The organism is Paenibacillus sp. ISL-20 (genome assembly GCF_018613005.1).
In the GTDB taxonomy this organism is placed as follows: Bacteria; Bacillota; Bacilli; order Paenibacillales; family Paenibacillaceae; genus Paenibacillus_AQ.
The window spans coordinates 161,796-175,100 of the sequence record NZ_JAGGRD010000036.1; the positions used below are offsets into that span (position 1 = coordinate 161,796).

At 51.9% G+C, this 13,305-nt stretch carries 15 protein-coding genes; 10 read left to right on the top strand and 5 right to left on the bottom strand.

The window, feature by feature from the left end; all coding sequences use genetic code 11:
- Nucleotides 1-487: 487 nt before the first annotated feature.
- The gene (gene cysK / locus J7E85_RS21605; protein ID WP_215161388.1) at nucleotides 488-1,402 is read left to right on the top strand and encodes a cysteine synthase A; all 915 of its coding nucleotides are present in this window, start codon (nucleotides 488-490) and stop codon (nucleotides 1,400-1,402) included.
- A 17-nt stretch (nucleotides 1,403-1,419) separates the two neighbouring features.
- Here cysK and J7E85_RS21610 read toward each other — a convergent pair whose 3' ends face one another.
- Both J7E85_RS21610 and J7E85_RS21615 read right to left on the bottom strand, forming a co-directional pair.
- Nucleotides 1,420-1,974, bottom strand: a complete 555-nt coding sequence (locus tag J7E85_RS21610) for a P-loop NTPase family protein (RefSeq protein WP_215161390.1) — start codon at nucleotides 1,972-1,974, stop codon at nucleotides 1,420-1,422.
- Nucleotides 1,975-2,056: 82 nt separating this feature from the next.
- Nucleotides 2,057-3,226 (bottom strand): epoxide hydrolase family protein, encoded by a 1,170-nt coding sequence (locus J7E85_RS21615; RefSeq protein WP_215161393.1) that lies wholly within the window; start codon nucleotides 3,224-3,226, stop codon nucleotides 2,057-2,059.
- A gap of 194 nt (nucleotides 3,227-3,420) precedes the next feature.
- On the opposite strand from J7E85_RS21615, the gene J7E85_RS34900 reads away from it, so the two are divergent.
- From J7E85_RS34900 to J7E85_RS21640, 5 genes are all read left to right on the top strand, one after another.
- The gene (locus J7E85_RS34900) at nucleotides 3,421-3,978 is read left to right on the top strand and encodes a CGNR zinc finger domain-containing protein (protein WP_215161395.1); all 558 of its coding nucleotides are present in this window, start codon (nucleotides 3,421-3,423) and stop codon (nucleotides 3,976-3,978) included.
- A gap of 256 nt (nucleotides 3,979-4,234) precedes the next feature.
- On the top strand, nucleotides 4,235-4,666 hold the full coding sequence (locus tag J7E85_RS21625; RefSeq protein WP_076323869.1) for a YciI family protein: 432 nt from the start codon (nucleotides 4,235-4,237) through the stop codon (nucleotides 4,664-4,666).
- On the top strand, nucleotides 4,666-5,928 hold the full coding sequence (locus J7E85_RS21630; protein ID WP_215161397.1) for an RNA polymerase sigma factor: 1,263 nt from the start codon (nucleotides 4,666-4,668) through the stop codon (nucleotides 5,926-5,928). Before J7E85_RS21625 ends, J7E85_RS21630 begins: the two co-directional genes overlap by 1 nt.
- 122 nt (nucleotides 5,929-6,050) lie before the next feature.
- Nucleotides 6,051-6,449, top strand: coding sequence for a VOC family protein (locus J7E85_RS21635; protein ID WP_215161399.1), 399 nt, complete (start codon nucleotides 6,051-6,053; stop codon nucleotides 6,447-6,449).
- A 14-nt stretch (nucleotides 6,450-6,463) separates the two neighbouring features.
- The gene (locus J7E85_RS21640) at nucleotides 6,464-6,826 is read left to right on the top strand and encodes a DUF1801 domain-containing protein (RefSeq protein WP_215161401.1); all 363 of its coding nucleotides are present in this window, start codon (nucleotides 6,464-6,466) and stop codon (nucleotides 6,824-6,826) included.
- Between the two features lie 93 nt (nucleotides 6,827-6,919).
- Here J7E85_RS21640 and J7E85_RS21645 read toward each other — a convergent pair whose 3' ends face one another.
- Nucleotides 6,920-7,051: a DUF4023 domain-containing protein gene (locus tag J7E85_RS21645; protein WP_009590359.1), complete on the bottom strand. Its 132-nt coding sequence runs from the start codon at nucleotides 7,049-7,051 to the stop codon at nucleotides 6,920-6,922.
- A gap of 88 nt (nucleotides 7,052-7,139) precedes the next feature.
- Here J7E85_RS21645 and J7E85_RS21650 point away from each other — a divergent pair, with 88 nt between their 5' ends.
- Nucleotides 7,140-7,439, top strand: a complete 300-nt coding sequence (locus J7E85_RS21650; RefSeq protein WP_251035922.1) for a hypothetical protein — start codon at nucleotides 7,140-7,142, stop codon at nucleotides 7,437-7,439.
- 120 nt (nucleotides 7,440-7,559) lie between these two features.
- Here J7E85_RS21650 and J7E85_RS21655 read toward each other — a convergent pair whose 3' ends face one another.
- Nucleotides 7,560-7,865 (bottom strand): antibiotic biosynthesis monooxygenase, encoded by a 306-nt coding sequence (locus J7E85_RS21655; RefSeq protein ID WP_215161403.1) that lies wholly within the window; start codon nucleotides 7,863-7,865, stop codon nucleotides 7,560-7,562.
- 138 nt (nucleotides 7,866-8,003) lie between these two features.
- Nucleotides 8,004-9,233 carry a DUF418 domain-containing protein gene (locus J7E85_RS21660; protein ID WP_215161405.1) on the bottom strand — a complete coding sequence of 410 codons (1,230 nt, stop codon included), beginning with the start codon at nucleotides 9,231-9,233 and terminating at the stop codon, nucleotides 8,004-8,006.
- 141 nt (nucleotides 9,234-9,374) lie between these two features.
- Between J7E85_RS21660 and J7E85_RS21665 the strand changes: the two genes are divergently transcribed.
- The 3 genes from J7E85_RS21665 to J7E85_RS21675 all read left to right on the top strand — a co-directional run bounded on the left by J7E85_RS21665 (nucleotide 9,375) and on the right by J7E85_RS21675 (nucleotide 13,231).
- A complete protein-coding gene (locus J7E85_RS21665; RefSeq protein WP_215161408.1) occupies nucleotides 9,375-10,094 on the top strand; it encodes a response regulator transcription factor in 720 nt (239 codons plus the stop codon).
- Complete coding sequence (locus J7E85_RS21670) at nucleotides 10,091-11,857, top strand: sensor histidine kinase (protein WP_215161410.1); 1,767 nt, start codon at nucleotides 10,091-10,093, stop codon at nucleotides 11,855-11,857. Before J7E85_RS21665 ends, J7E85_RS21670 begins: the two co-directional genes overlap by 4 nt.
- A gap of 129 nt (nucleotides 11,858-11,986) precedes the next feature.
- Nucleotides 11,987-13,231, top strand: coding sequence for an MFS transporter (locus tag J7E85_RS21675; RefSeq protein WP_215161412.1), 1,245 nt, complete (start codon nucleotides 11,987-11,989; stop codon nucleotides 13,229-13,231).
- Nucleotides 13,232-13,305 lie beyond the last annotated feature (74 nt).

The window sequence follows — 13,305 nt, forward strand, 5'->3', positions numbered from 1 at the left end:
CATAAATTCATACTGAAGCGGCGAGCCTCGCCTTATGAGTCGGGGACCTTCAACGTTTTTGTTTAGATATCAGAAAGTATAAATTTCGAAGCTTGTGACCTCCTGATATCGCAAGAGAAACTTCTTCTAACTGCGGTCTGTCATCTGTGAATGTACGTCGATCCACGTTTTTGTTAAGATATCAGAAAGTATAAACTTCGAAGCTTGTGACTTCTTGATATCGCAAGAAAAACTTCTTCTAACTGCGGTATGTCATCTATGAATGTACGTCGATCCACGTTTTTGTTAAGATATCAGAAAGTATAAACTTCGAAGCTTGTGACTTCCTGATATCGCAAGAAAAACTTCTTCTAACTGCGGTCTGTCTTCTGTGAATGTACGTCGATCCACGTTTTTGTTATAATCCGAGTAAGTTTATTGTCTTTGTGAGTAATTTGGTTTAGTGGAGAATGATTTCACTTCCTATATAAAGGAGAGCATCAACATCATGGAGATTTATAATAGTGTAGTTGATATGATCGGTCAGACGCCAATGGTGAAACTTCAGCGGCTAGTGCCTGAAGGGTCTGCTGATGTCTATGTAAAGCTTGAGAGATTCAATCCTTCCGGCAGCGTGAAGGATCGTGCGGCGTACAATCTGATTCATACCGCAGAGGAACAAGGATTACTCCAACCAGGCGGTACCATTATTGAGCCAACGAGCGGGAACACGGGCATTGGCCTGGCGATGATAGCAGCAGCCAAGGGTTACCGCGCTATCCTGATTATGCCGGACAACATGTCCAAGGAACGGATAAATATATTGAAGGCGTACGGCGCGGAGGTCGTGCTGACACCGAGCAGCGAGCGCATGCCGGGTTCGATTGCCAAGGCGCTCGAGCTCAGGGAGCAGATTCCCGGCAGCTTCATTCCGCAGCAGTTTGAGAATGCGGCCAACCCAGACATTCACAGGTTGACGACAGCGCCGGAAATTTTGGGGCAGATGGAAGGGCGGCTGGATGCCTTCGTGGCAACGGCGGGAACGGGCGGCACCGTAACCGGTACCGGGGAAGAGCTGAGGAAGTCCCTGCCGAATCTGCACATCGCGGTAGTCGAGCCGAAGGGCTCGCCTGTGCTCTCCGGCGGACAGCCTGGACCGCACAAGCTAGTGGGCACGAGCCCGGGTTTTGTACCGAAGATTCTGAATACGAGCGTATATGATGAGATCATCCAGATCGCCGACGAGGATGCGTTGCAAACGGTGCGGGATTTGGCTCGCAGGGAAGGAATTCTGGTGGGGCCGTCCTCCGGCGCATCGGTATTCGCTGCTCTTCGCGTAGCGAAGCAGCTTGGGGAAGGGAAGCGGGTTGTCTGCATTGCGCCAGATACGGGAGAGCGGTATTTGAGCATGGATATTTTCTAAGAGAGAAGGACCTCCAGTTAACCGGAGGTCCTTCCTTGCTGTTCTATGGAGGGTATCCACTGCTTAAGCTGCTGCATGAGTTGTCTATGACTCTTCACGACGACCACTTTGCCGGGATAATCTTCGAGCGTGCCCTGAATCTGATATCTGCCTTCCCGCTGATAAGTGGAGCTCCATTCGAACATTTTTTTGAACATGTCCCAGGTGGGGGTATAATGCGCCTGTTCAAGTCGCAGTCGCTGCTTGATGAACCTTGTAATGATCCGGTAGGTTATTGTGGAGTAGGACGGGTTCAGTAATATGATAAGATCTGCACTGCGGAAGCTGGGGCTGACCCATTTAAGGTGAGCGCCCTCGATGATCCAGCATTTTTTGTTGACGATACTTAGTAACATCGCATCCCGGTCCGCTTCGCTCCTCCGAATATCATCCGGCTCGGCTCGCTCCCAAACCACATTGTCGAGCTCGTAATATGGAATGTGGAACTGGGCGGACAGCGTCCTGGCAAGTGTCGTTTTACCGCTTCCGACGGAGCCGATAATATGGATCCGGTTCGGAATGTTAGTTATCATAGGAGATCACCGCATTCATGAGAAATGGTAGCTAATCATTTCGGTACCGATGCGGCGATCTCCTGTCCTAATATTCGTAAAATTACAGAACATCCTGCGGCGAATCGCGGAGCAGCTTGAAGAAAGCCGTGATTTGCTCAGCAATCCAGGCTGGTTGTTCTGCTGCAATGAAGTGCCCGCCCGCATTCAGATCCTTCCAGTGGATCACATTCGGGAAGATCCGTTCTACATATGATCGGGGCGGACGCTCGTTCCGCTGAGCGCTTAAGGTGACACCATGCGGTACAGGTGAACTTTCTTCGGGCCCCGGCCACCTCGTATGCTTGCCTTCATAATAATAGCGGTTCGAGGCGTTGATGCTCTGGGTCAGCCAGTAGATGGAGACGTTGGCCATGAGCTGCGCCTTGTTGAAATGCTGCAATACATCGCCATCCTCGGGAGATGTCCAGTAGTGCCATTTTTCCAAAATGAACGCGGCCAGCGCCACGGGTGAATCATGCAATCCATAGGCTGCGGTCTGCGGCCGTGTGCCCAGAATATGGGCGTAAGCGCCCTCCTCGCGTCCCCATTGCTTCTGATATTCGAGGAACTCGGTCTCCTCGGCCGAAAGCATGGAGTTCGGATCCACATAGGGACTGGGATTCCCTGGCGATGTCGTGTGGTAGCCGATGAACCGGTCGGGATGGTCGAGACACATGAGTCCCAGAATGCTGGCTCCGATATCATAGCCGTGTGCGCCGAATCGTTCGTAACCGAGCTCCGTCATGAGTTTCATAAGCAGTTCCCCCGCCTGGCGATCTTCAAAGCCCGGGCGCAGTTCGATACCTGAGAATCCATGACCCGGGATCGATGGGATGACAACATCGAAGGAAGTTTCCGCATGGCCGCCAAATTGTTCAGGATTCGTAAGGTAAGGGATAAGCTCCAGCATTTCGTAGAAGGAGCTGGGCCAACCGTGAGCAATGAGGAGCGGGATGGGTTGCTCGCCGCTGCCTTTAATATGTATGAAGTGAATGTCGATTCCATCGATTTCAGCGATATAATTCGGAAAGGCATGAATGGAACGCTGGAAGGCTTCCCAATCGAACTCATGCCTCCAGTAGGCGGCCATATCCTTCATGAAATCAAGGGGAATTCCATAATCCCATTGTCCGCCGGGGATTTCGTCAGGCCATCGGGTCATGTCCAGGCGCCGATATAAATCATCGATGGCAGCGGGCTCGATTTGAAAAGAAAACGGTTGGATCTTCATTCGTTTCACCTCTTGGAAAGAATGGGAGTCTGGTATACTGATAACAACAAACTTGCGGTAGATAGGTAAATGAAGCGATAGGGCATTCTTTATATTGTTGTGAGTGACCATTAAAAATATATAACCGGTTAGCTAACCGATAAATACACTTTACTGGTTTATTATGGAGAAATCAATAGGAGGTTTGTTTTGTTGTGGGACAGGAATTTGATCAACTCGAAATCATCGCGGATTTTATCAACATCAATGATAAACGCATGAGATATGATGGGGATCCGGGTGTGGAGCTGCTTCGGGCCGCGGAGGATCTGCGCATGTGGCTGTTAAAAAACGGCTTTATTCTGGAACAGGACAACGTATCTGAAGAGGATCTGGATTTGGCTCGCGAGCTGCGGGGTGGCTTAAGAGCAGCCATTCCGAATAATATACATGATCATCAGGAAGTTGGCTTCCAAGCGTTAAACCGTGTAGCTGGCCAGTACCGGTTCTCCTACCGTTTCGGTGAAACTTCAGATGCAATCGAGCCAGTGGATGCCCAGGGAAAGGGGGGCATGGCCCGGCTGTTGATTATGGTATTTCGGCTTCGTGAAAAGAATATGTGGGGCAGATTGAAAGTGTGTACGGCCGAAGATTGTCAGTGGGTATTTGTTGACCGGTCGAAGCCGGGAACCGGAAAATGGTGCTCGATGAAAGCCTGCGGCAATCGGGCGAAGAATAAAACATATCGGGAGCGAAGTAAGTCCATGGGATGAACAACCTGCTGCCATAGGAACTGGTTTAGATCAGGATTAGCGCCTTCTCCATCGACCAATCAAGTGTTGCCTTGGCTGGTCTTTTTTTTGGAGTCGAATCATTCCAACAGGAATAAACGATTCAGTAACGAAATGATTGTAACCTATTATTTTTTGGGAAAATGTTGATGTCTTTGTCGATTAGAGCATTTTCTATTCGTTGATTAAGCATAGAACGAGAATTCAAGATAGTCTCGATAACCAGGAGGGAAAAAGAATGAGATTTATGATGATTGTAAGGGCAACCGAGGATTCCGAGGCAGGCGTATTGCCAAGCGCAGAGCAGTTGGATGCCATGATGAGGTACAACATGGAGCTGGCCAGAGCGGGCGTGCTGCTTGCCGCCGATGGGCTCCATCCAAGCTCGGGCGCTATCCGGATCTCTTATCCGGAGCCCGGGGGCAAGCCGAAAATTACCGACGGCCCCTTTACGGAAGCGAAGGAACTGATTGCGGGGTATACCTTGATCGAAGTGAAGACGAGGGAAGAGGCGATCGAGTGGGCTAAACGCATGCCGGATCCACACGGCTTCGGTGCGGGCCAGATCGAGCTCCGTCAGGTGTTTGAACCGACTGACTTAACGCAGGACCCGGAAGCGCAGGCCAAACAATACGAAATGCGTGAACACATCCAAAGGCAGAATCCGTAATGTCAGCGGCAGATACCCATCGCATGATCGATGCCATCTGGAGAATCGAATCCTCCAAAATCATTGCCTACCTGACTCGCATGGTTCGTGACGTCGGTATCGCCGAGGATCTTGCTCAGGATGCGCTTATCGCTGCGCTGGAACGCTGGCCGATAGACGGCATACCGGATAATCCTGGTGGATGGCTCATGACCGCTGCGAAGCGCAAAGCGCTGGACCTGCTGCGCCGAAATAAGGTGCGCGATCAGAAGTATGAGCTGTTGGGACGCGAAATGGATTCCCGGATGGATTCGGATATTCAGGTACCGGAGCCGGGGGAAGTGAACGACGATCTTCTGCGGCTGATCTTCATGACCTGCCATCCGGTTCTATCCCCTGAGGCGCGCGTAGCTCTGACGCTGCGTTTACTCGGCGGATTAACGACTGCGGAGATTGCCCACGCCTATCTTGTGCCTGAACCGACAATCGCGCAGCGAATCGTTCGTGCCAAACGGACGCTGTCAGCGACCCGGGTGGCATTCGAGATTCCTCAGGGAGCCGAGCTTAAACCGCGATTGTCATCGGTTCTTGAGGTCATCTACCTCATGTTTAATGAGGGGTACGCAGCGTCGTCGGGCAACCAGTGGATTCGCCCGCTGCTGTGTCAGGAAGCGCTTCGGATTGGGCGGGTGCTGGCAGAGATCGCTCCGACGGAGGCCGAGGTGCATGGTTTGGTTGCTTTAATGGAATTTCAATCCTCTAGGTTCAAGTCCCGGGTCAATGCGGAGGGGGAGCCTGTCCTGCTCATGGATCAGAATCGGGCCTTGTGGGATTATTTATTGATTCGGCGCGGTTTTGCCGCTCTGGATCGGATCGAGCGGTTGGGCGGAATGACGGGACCTTACGCCATACAGGCTGCCATCTCCGCTTGTCATGCCGGAACGCCCAGTGCTGCAGAGACCGACTGGATTCGAATTTCCGCGCTGTATGAGGCATTGGCCCAGGTTTCTCCTTCGCCCATCGTGGAATTGAACCGGGCCGTGGCCCTCTCCATGGCTTTCGGTCCGGAGATCGGGCTTGAGATCGTGGACATTTTACGTTGCGAGCCCGCCTTGAAGGGATACCATCTCCTCCCGAGCGTAAGGGGAGACCTGCTCTTTAAGCTGGGACGCCTGGACGAAGCCTGCGCCGAGTTCAAGCTGGCCGCATCGCTAACGGATAACCAGAGGGAACGTGCTCTGCTGCTTGTCCGTGCGGCAGAATGCCTGTCAGCGGAGTCCTAAGACAAGCTGGAGAGAAATTTTTCAAAAATTTTTCCGAAAAAATATGAAGATGTGTCGATTACATAAAATCTCGTTCGTCATTTAGATATAAAACTAAAAAATGAACCGAGAGGAAGATGAACATGCAAGCACAAATGGTACCTTTTATTATTTCGGAGGATGCAAGAGCTCAGGCGGAATTTTACATGAAAGCGTTGGGCGGAGAGATCGGTTTGTTGACTACCTTCAAGGACATGCCGGGCATACCGGAAGCTCATCAGGATAAGATTATGCACCTGTCGTTAACGCTGGCTGGCGGCAATAAGATCATCCTCACCGATGCTTTTCAGGAAACCGGCAAGAGCACGAGCATGGGTCTGGCCATCACGTTTGATAACGAGGAAGACGCCCGGGCCGCCTATCGCCATCTTAGCTATGGAGGTACCGAGAAATATCCGTTTGCCCTGCAGCCTTGGGGAGCCTACTACGGTGAAGTGGTGGACCGGTACGGCATGACCTGGCAGATGGTTCATCAGGGCTGAGTTGAAAAATAACTATGACAAAGAAGGAGCCAGTAAGATGTCAAGAAGTAACGGATTACATTGCAGCCATTAGTGATACCTGGAAGGTGGAGGTCAGCGAGCGGCTTCGGGAGCTCGTGCACAGTACGATCCCGGACGTTTCGGAACGGCTTCAATATAAAAAGCCCCATTTTCTGAAGAATGGAAAATATGCGGCGGTAATCAGCGTCGCGAAGAGCGCCGTGAGCTTTACCATTTTCAATGCGGATGGCCTGGATTGGCCTGAAGCGTTGTTTGAAGGACCGCCTGAACGAAAGACCATCAAAATCACGTCCGGGCAGCAGGTCGATTATGATGCGCTTGGATCCCTGCTGAAGCAGGCATCCGATGAACTGTAAATCATATGTAATAGGGAAGCGCGGATAACTGGTGTTCGAAGCGTTCCTGATATAATAGCCGCGATCCTATTGAGGATCGCGGTATGCGTCATTCTACTTCTTGGTGCCGTGCTGCTTGGTCGGCAGCTTGTCGCTTGGCGTTCCTTTGCCGTGATTCTCTTTGTTGCGACGGGCCTTCTCCGCATTCTCGTTCATTTTTTCCACGAAATCGTGCGTGCTTTCCATATGACGTAAGCTCCTTTTGCTCAGAATGTATGGCTTTTGCCTGATCGTGCTTAATATAACCATTTCGTCGTAATCATATTTGGTGGCTTTGGAATGGATAAGGATGGTGCTGGATCAGGAGCAGGACATAGAACCGGTGATGGAGCGAGTGGACAGTCTACAAGCCAAGCGGATCACAGGTAACGAGAACCCGGGGTTTCTGTTCTTTATGGACGTCGTCCAAGGTGAGCAGGAGGTTCGCGTGGCGAACGAGTTTGAGGTGGATGGACAATCGTATGTACTGGCGGGTCCCGAGTTGAACGATCTGAACATGTACATGGTCGAGCTGGGGCGCTCCCACAACCCTGAATTGCTGCCGGGGTACACGATAAACGCTTCGGAGCCTTGAGGTATATCTCTTTTAATTTCATAGGGATCGTGAACGGAATGGAGAAGGTATCTGTCATATCACGGCAAAAAAATACCCTGCCACAGGCAAACGCCCGGGTGGGGTATTTATGGTGTTTGATTACTTCTTATGACTGATCAACAGCTCATATTTGTTCAAGGAAGCGCCCAAAATATTCTCGTTGCGGCCCTGACCGTGGGATTGCCGGAATGATTCGCTGGAAGTCCAGCGTTTGAAGGCCTCCTCGTCTTCCCATACCGTAGAGATCTTCAGTTCCTCAGCCTCTGCGCCTTCTTTGGCTTCGTGCCATACTTCCATCCTCACGAATCCCTCAATGTCCTGCACGCCCTTCGCTTCAGCGAATCGCTGCGCAATTTCTTGTCCGAAGCCCGGTTTAACCTTAATCGAGTTTGTAACAACCAGCATGCTTGATTCCTCCTTCGGTGATGACCGGATACATTCCAGTAATGTCTAGCCCCTTGCATGTATGTCCATTATACATGAACGAGCATTCTGATTTCATCTTGGGAGGAACCGTGCTTTATGCCGAAAGCTATGGAATACTCAGGGTGCTGGAGGACCTTCTGCCGGAAACTCTGCCGCAGGTACTGCGGCTGCAGGCGTCATGGCTTTGGGTTTCACCCTGCCGCTCCACGACCAGTAGGTGCCAATTCGCAGGAGCCGTTCAATCGGGCCGCTGCGGAATCGTTTCAACCAGAGCAGGCTGCCCGTTGCCAGTGCAGCATAGATCAGGATAGCCAACAGCGCTCCTTGCAGCACACCGAGCTTGCCGAACATGCCCAGCCCGAATCCGTAGAATATCAATACGCATACAACGCTTTGCGTCAGATAGTTGGTTAGCGACATCCGTCCAACCGCTTCAAACGCCCGGATGATAACCGATTGTTTAGACGAGAAGGCGTATAGGGAGGCGAACAGATGGATATAGCCCAGTGCGAGCAAAGGTCCGCCAATCATCGCGAAGACGCCGCTCCAGTTGTCGGTTGACCCGAGCATAACCCCGGCGGTCTTTAGACCAAGCCCGGCCGGAACGAGCAGAGACCATCTTAGATACAGCTTGATCTCCTTGGAAGGATGAAGGAAGCGCCCGCGCTTGGCTGCGACCATACCAAATAGGAACATCGGCGCGCTCATCAGTGGGGCAATCAGAATGACCAGCAGCATCAACCAGTCCGGAAGGTCGATGGGCATTTCCTCAGTTGAACGAAAGTTTACGATCTCGCTGAACGTGCCGTTGCCGTAGACCTCAATAGATTGTTTCACATAATTCTCCATGCGCTCTGTTTCACCTGTTGCAGGCTCCATGGAACCATATCCGAAGATGGCAAACAGCGTCAGGAAGAGGATGCCCCAGATCAAGATCGTTTTGGCCTTCCGTTTCACAAATAGTAACAGGAAAAGCCCGATCGCTCCGTAAAACAACAGAATATCGCCTTCCCAGATGAATGTGGAATGTAGCCAGCCGAGAATGATCAGCAGCACGGACCTGCGGAAGAAGCTGCGGCCATATTTGAGCCCTTTGCCGATCAGGCTTTCCCGCATCTTAATCATGCTGTAACCGAACAGGAACGTAAAGATCGGCATGAAGCTGCCCTCTACGAATACTTTCAGCAAGTCATGGCTAATCAGATCCAGTGTGGATGGCTGGAAGAAATGCAGCTCGTCTTTGCCGAACATGCCGTATTGAAAAATAAGCATATTGGCCATCAGGATGCCGAGCAAGCTCAAGCCGCGAATCGCATCCACGGCTGTAGAACGTTTATTTGAATTCATGTTAATCACCTCTGACACCAAGTATAAAGCTCGAAATGAAATAACTCGGAAACGGCATCCTAACTTTTTCTTAACTCTTCCAGCATTTGTTTAACTCCTGTTAAGGTTGTTGTGCTAGCATAAATGTCGGGTGAGGATAAAATGGATCAAACACGAATTTTAATTGTAGATGACGAACCTTCCATTGTGAAAATGCTGCAGATGGTGCTGCGCAAGGAAGGCTTTAACCGCATATTCACAGCTTCCAGCTGTAAGGAAGCGCTTAGTGAAATTGCTGCACACGGAGCGGATATCGTGCTGCTGGATGTCATGCTGCCGGACGGCACGGGATTTGATCTCTGTCCGCAGATCCGTTCCTATGGCAGTCCGCACATCCTGTTTCTGACGGCCAAGGCATCGGATCTGGATGTGTTGACCGGTTTTGCGATGGGCGGAGACGATTATGTCACCAAGCCCTTTAATCCGCTGGAGATTGCCGCAAGGATCAAGGCGCGTCTGCGCCGTGGCGGCGTAGGGACGACCGTGTCGTCTGAGCAGCCGGTGATCCAGCGTGCATGGGATTTCGGCCGGTTTAAGGTTGATGAATCCGCCGGGGAGCTTACGGTGCTGGGAGAGCCGGTGCCTTGTCCGGCGCAGGTCTTTCAGCTGCTGCTTTATTTTTGCAAGCACCCGGGGGTGGTATTCTCCAAGTCGCAGCTGTACGAAGCCGTATGGGGCATCGACGGCATGGGCGAGGACAACACCGTCATGGTGCATATTCGCCGTATCCGCGAGCGCATCGAGGAGGATCCGAGCAACCCGCAATATCTACTGACGGTCCGGGGGCTCGGCTACAAGCTGGTTAAGGAGAAAGTCCGATGAGACTGCGCAGAAGGCTGGCCTTTCATTTTACGTACCAATTGATTGCGTTCTCGGCGTTTATGTTTTGCTTCCTGATCGTGCTCTTATTCTTCCTGATCAGACATATCAGCGAAGATGAGCTCCAACGCAACTTTCCAACAGGTGTCCTCGACAGTATCGTCATGGAGACGGTGACAGAGAAAGGCGAAGTATTGTTGGAGGACCATTGGAAGCTCTTGCTGCAGGAGAATGATATGTGGCTTCAAGTCGTGGATATGAAGGGGAATGTGATTCATTCCACCAACACGACCTCAAGTGTTCCTTCGAAATATTCGGTAAGCAACTTGCTTGAGATTAAGGAGGAGCGCCGTTTTGGAAAGTATATGATGGATTGGCAGATGGACCTGACGTATACGGAACCTCTGCTGTTTATGATTGGCTGGATTGATGAGAGCACGGATCATCTTCGGACATGGTATGCCCGGTATCAAGACGGTGGTAGGGTGAGGCCGGAGGATGAAGTAGCCCTCCGTCGCGAATTGGCTGGTCTAGGCGGGTATTTGCATGTCATTGACCGGGAGGGCCGCGTTGTCCAGGGGATTGGAGCCCATGCGGATCAAAAGACGAGCTACCATCCGCTGGAGATCATCGCGATGCAAGAGCAGCCCGGCACGTATTCAACGCATATTGCGGTTTATCGCGACGCTGCCAGTGGCAACACCTGGGTGTATCATACGCCGCGGGACGGTGCCCTGAAGAAGCGACCAATGATGAACGAGCTAATTCGTGTGGCGCTGTTTACCATGATTTGCGTGCTGCTGCTGTCGCTCGGGGTGGCCATATGGCATGGATATCGATACAGCCGTCCGCTGCTGCTGTTTACCGGATGGTTTGAGCGGATGGGCATAGGAGCGTATGAGGAAGTGCTGACACCGAAGGACCGGAAGCGGGTATTCCGTAAGAACGGAAAGCTGCGCACGCGCTTCAAGCTGTACAAGGAAGTGATTCATTCTTTTTACAAGATGGCGGAGCAGCTTGCCGAGACCGAGAGGGAACGGGAGCGGCTCGATCGTAATCGGGAAGAATGGATGTCCGGGATATCGCATGATTTGCGTACTCCGTTGTCCTCCATCCAGGGTTACGGCTATATGCTCGAGAGCGCGCCCCAGGATTGGAGCCAGGAAGAGCTGCGGGAGATGGGAACCGTGATCCGGGAGAAGGGCGGGTACATGCTGGAGCTTATCGATGATTTCTCGCTCGTATTCCGTCTGAGAAGCGAAATCCGGCCGCAGGAGCTGACCCGGCTTGATCTGAACGAGCTGGTGCGTCGCTGTGTGCTGAAATACGTCAACGATGCCACGCTGGATGCGAATTTTAATTATATCGGTGGCGAAAAAGCACTGCTCATTTACGGTAATGCCAAATGGCTGCAGCGGTTGATGGATAATCTGATCACGAATGCCGTGAAGCATAATCCGGAGGGCGTCAACATTGAAGTGCGAGTAGAGAGGCACCCTGCCGGCGCGGCGATCGTGGTGGCGGATCAAGGCGTAGGGATGGATGAAGAGACCCGCTGCAATCTGTTCGAGCGTTATTACCGGGGAACGAACACCGAAGAGAGTAAGGATGGCTCGGGACTCGGGATGAGCATCGCGAAGGCGATCGTCGAAGCACATCGGGGCCGGGTAAATGTGTGGTCTGAAGTGGGCCGAGGAACCACCATCACCGTTCTATTGCCCGAGGCTGCCGTACAAGAAGGCGAGGGAGCTGTTGAACGCGATTAAGGACTGACGTTTTTCCTGGATTGTCATGTCCGGAATGAGCTCTAAAAATCCTTCAACATTCCTATCCTGCTGCCGGCCCGGTTGCGCTATAATGGCTAAGCAACGATTACATTAGGGCCGGAGGGTATTATGGGTTCAACTTCGTTTCGGCAATTGACTGGCAATGCGCGGGGCTGTCTCGTCTACGAGCCGCTGTTTCTCATCCCTTACAGCATGTTCACGACGTACACCTCCATCTACATGTACCAACTTGGGGTAACCGAGACGGGAATCGGCTGGATTACCTCCATCGGTTTGCTTGTGCAGGTGCTTTCTTCGTTTCTCAGCGGGTATTTAACAGACCGTTTAGGCAGAAAAAAGGCGCTGCTGTACTTCGACGTACTAAGCTGGACCGTGGCCACGCTGCTCTGGGCCATTTCACAGAACTTCTGGTTTTTTGTGATCGCGGCCGTCATCAACGGCTTTCAGAAGGTACCGCATACCGCCTTTTACTGTCTGTTGGTGGAGGACACCGCGCCAAAGGAGCGAACCTATGTCTTTACGCTGCTGCAGCTGATTAGCGTCGTGGGCGGCTTGTTTGCACCGATCGGCGGGCTGTTGGTGTATCATTTCACGCTTGTGCCCGGAGTGCGCATCATGTTCGTGCTGGCCTGTATCCTGATGACGATCCAGTTCATTGGGCGCCATTATGCGACAAGGGAGACGGATATCGGATACCGCAAGATGAAGGAAACGAAGGCGATGAGCCTGCGGGAAGGGATGTCCGACTATGCCTTGGTGATGAAGAGCATGCTCGGAAATCCGCTGCTGCTGATGATCTTCGGCGTTTATATATTGTTCAATTTTCAGATGACGGTGAAGACAACCTACGTCTCCATCTTCATGGTGGAATATCTGCATTTGGGCAGCGGCCTGATCTCGGTTTTTCCGGCATTCTCCTCTGTCATTATGCTAATATTCATGCGGTGGATCATGCCCCGAATCGGGGAGCAGCATGTGCACCGGACGATGGTATGGGGATTCGTAATATCGGTATTGTCCAATGTCATACTGGTGTTTGCGCCGCAAGGGGATCTGCTGGTGCTGAGTTTGAGCACTGTCATTGCCGCCATCGGTACGATGATGACATATCCGTATCTGGAGACGGCGGTGGCCAATGCGATAGACGATGAGAACCGCGCCAAAATATTCGCGCTGCTCCAGGTGCTCATCCTTATTGTCATTTCGCCTTCCGGTATCATTGGCGGCTGGGCATATGGCATCGACCCGAGAATTCCGTTCTTGCTTGTTGCCGGCGCATTTGTAATCAGCATCCCGCTTATGATGCTATACGGGAAAAAGGTAAAGGCAGCTCCCGTTGAAGCTGGAGTTTAGCTTGGGTATGGAGATAGAGCCAATGGCTAAAAAGGTTGAGTGCGCGCTTTAAGCTATGGGAAGCGTAAAAATAT